The organism is Rhodoferax sp., from assembly GCF_014859475.1.
GTDB lineage: Bacteria > Pseudomonadota > Gammaproteobacteria > Burkholderiales > Burkholderiaceae_C > Rhodoferax.
This window is the reverse complement of record NZ_JACUUE010000300.1, coordinates 1-2,205: the sequence shown is the minus strand read 5'-3', so window position 1 is coordinate 2,205 and position 2,205 is coordinate 1. Positions and strand designations below refer to the sequence as shown.

Annotated in this window: 2 protein-coding genes and 1 tRNA gene; 2 read left to right on the top strand and 1 reads right to left on the bottom strand. The window is 61.5% G+C overall.

From position 1 onward, the window contains the following. Window positions 1-52 precede the first annotated feature (52 nt). On the top strand, window positions 53-943 hold the full coding sequence (gene argB / locus IBX54_RS14630; RefSeq protein ID WP_296543385.1) for an acetylglutamate kinase: 891 nt from the start codon (window positions 53-55) through the stop codon (window positions 941-943). Between the two features lie 24 nt (window positions 944-967). On the opposite strand, the gene IBX54_RS14625 is transcribed toward argB, so the two are convergent. Further along, window positions 968-1,043, bottom strand: a tRNA-Ala gene (locus IBX54_RS14625). Window positions 1,044-1,087: 44 nt separating this feature from the next. On the opposite strand from IBX54_RS14625, the gene IBX54_RS14620 reads away from it, so the two are divergent. After that, a complete protein-coding gene (locus IBX54_RS14620) occupies window positions 1,088-2,044 on the top strand; it encodes an MlaD family protein (protein ID WP_296543384.1) in 957 nt (318 codons plus the stop codon). The last annotated feature ends 161 nt before the right edge of the window (window positions 2,045-2,205 follow it).

Sequence of the window (2,205 nt, the reverse complement as noted above, 5' to 3'; positions counted from 1 at the left end):
CTAACTTGCGGCACAATTTGCAAATCAAGTTTCATTGAACCCCGAGCCCACCATGACCGACGTTTCCCACATTCCTCCACGCGACAAGGCCGAAATTCTGGCGCAGGCGCTGCCCTACATCCGCAAGTTCCATGGCAAGACCATCGTCATCAAATATGGTGGCAACGCCATGACCGACCCCGCCTTGCAAGCCGATTTTGCCGAAGACGTGGTGCTGCTCAAGCTGGTGGGCATCAACCCGGTGGTGGTGCATGGCGGCGGCCCGCAGATTGAAGCCGCCCTGAAGCGTCTCGGCAAAAAGGGCGAATTCATTCAGGGCATGCGTGTCACCGACGCCGAGACCATGGAGATTGTGGAGTGGGTGTTGGCTGGCGAGGTGCAGCAAGACATTGTGGGCCTGATCAACCACGCCGGTGGCAAGGCAGTGGGCCTGACCGGGCGCGACGGCGGCCTGATTCGGGCGCAGCAACTCAAGATGCGCGACAACGTGGACGCCAGCAAGGAGCATGACGTGGGCCAGGTGGGCGACATCGTCAGCATCGACCCCAGCGTGGTCAAGGCGCTGCAGGACGATGCCTTCATCCCGGTCATCAGTCCGATCGGTTTTGGTGAAAACAACGAGAGCTACAACATCAACGCCGACGTGGTGGCGGCCAAGCTGGCCACCGTGCTCAAGGCCGAAAAACTGATGATGCTGACCAACATCAGCGGCGTGCTCAACAAGGCCGGTGAGTTGCTCACCGACCTGACGGCGCGCCAGATTGACGCGCTCTTTGCCGATGGCACCCTGAGCGGCGGCATGCTGCCCAAAATTGCCGGCGCGCTGGATGCGGCCAAAAGCGGCGTCAATTCGGTGCACATCATCGACGGCCGGGTGCCGCATGTGCTGTTGCTGGAGATTTTGACGGACCAGGCGTTTGGCACCATGATCCGCTCGCACTGATGCCGTTTGCCTTGCTGGCTTGACTGGTGGAGACGGGCGGGATCGAACCGCCGACCTATTGATTGCGAACCAATCGCTCTCCCAACTGAGCTACGCCCCCAAGCCCCTGCATTCTAAAAAGAATTCTGGGGTTTAATTCAGTTTATGGAAAACAAATCTCACGCGCTGGCTGCCGGCCTGTTTGTCTTGTTTGTCACCGCCTTGCTGGTCACGCTGGCGGTCTGGCTGACACGCGACACGCACCAGCTGCGCAGTTACGAGCTTTCCGGGGCGGTCAATCTGAGCGGCTTGCAGCCCCAGGCCAGCGTGCGTTATCAGGGCGTGCCGGTGGGCAAGGTGACCGACATCGGCCTTGACCCAACGACGCGCGGCCATGTGCTGGTGCGTATCGCCGTCGATGATGCGGCCCCGATCAGTGCCAGCACCTATGCCACGCTGGGTTACCTGGGGGTCACCGGCCTGGCCTTTATCGCGCTTGACGATGATCCGGTTGCGGACACCCAAGCCACCTTGGTGCCGCTGGACGAGCACAGCCGCATCCCGCTCAAGCCGGGCTTGATGAGTCAGTTGGGCGTGCAAGGCGAGCGCATTCTGGGGCAACTTGATCAAGCCAGCCAGCGCCTTACCGAATTGCTGTCGAGCCAGAACCAGCAAGCCGTGATGACCACGGTGGACCATCTTGGCAAAGCTGCCCTGGAGATTGAACGCGTCAGCGCGCAAACCCGCACCCTGCTGCCAGACATGGCCAAAGGCGCGCGCGACAGCCTGGCGACGCTGAAAGCGACATCGCTACAGGTGGGCGAAAGCGCGGACGCGGCCCGCACATCGGCGCAAGCGTTTCAACGGGTGACCGAGCGCATGTTTATGCCGGGCGGCACGCTCGACCAATTGGGGCAGGCCGTCGAGGTGTGGGTGACCACCAATCAAACCTTGCAAGGCATCACCTTGCCGCGCCTGAACAACGCCGCGCAGAATCTGGCGCGCAGCTCACGCCAGATCGGTGAGTTGGCGCAAACCTTGAACGACACGCCGCAGGCTGTGTTGCTGGGCGCGCCAGCGCCAGCGCCCGGCCCGGGCGAGCCAGGGTTTTCCACACCATGAATTCCGAATGCATGGATCGCCACGCTTCGCTTTCCATGAACAGCTCCGTCATTGCGAACCCCAGCCCCGTCATTGCGAACGAAGTGAAGCAATCCATGCACCCGGCAGTCATGGACTGCCGCGCTACGCTTTCCATGAACAGCCCCGTCATTGCGAACGCA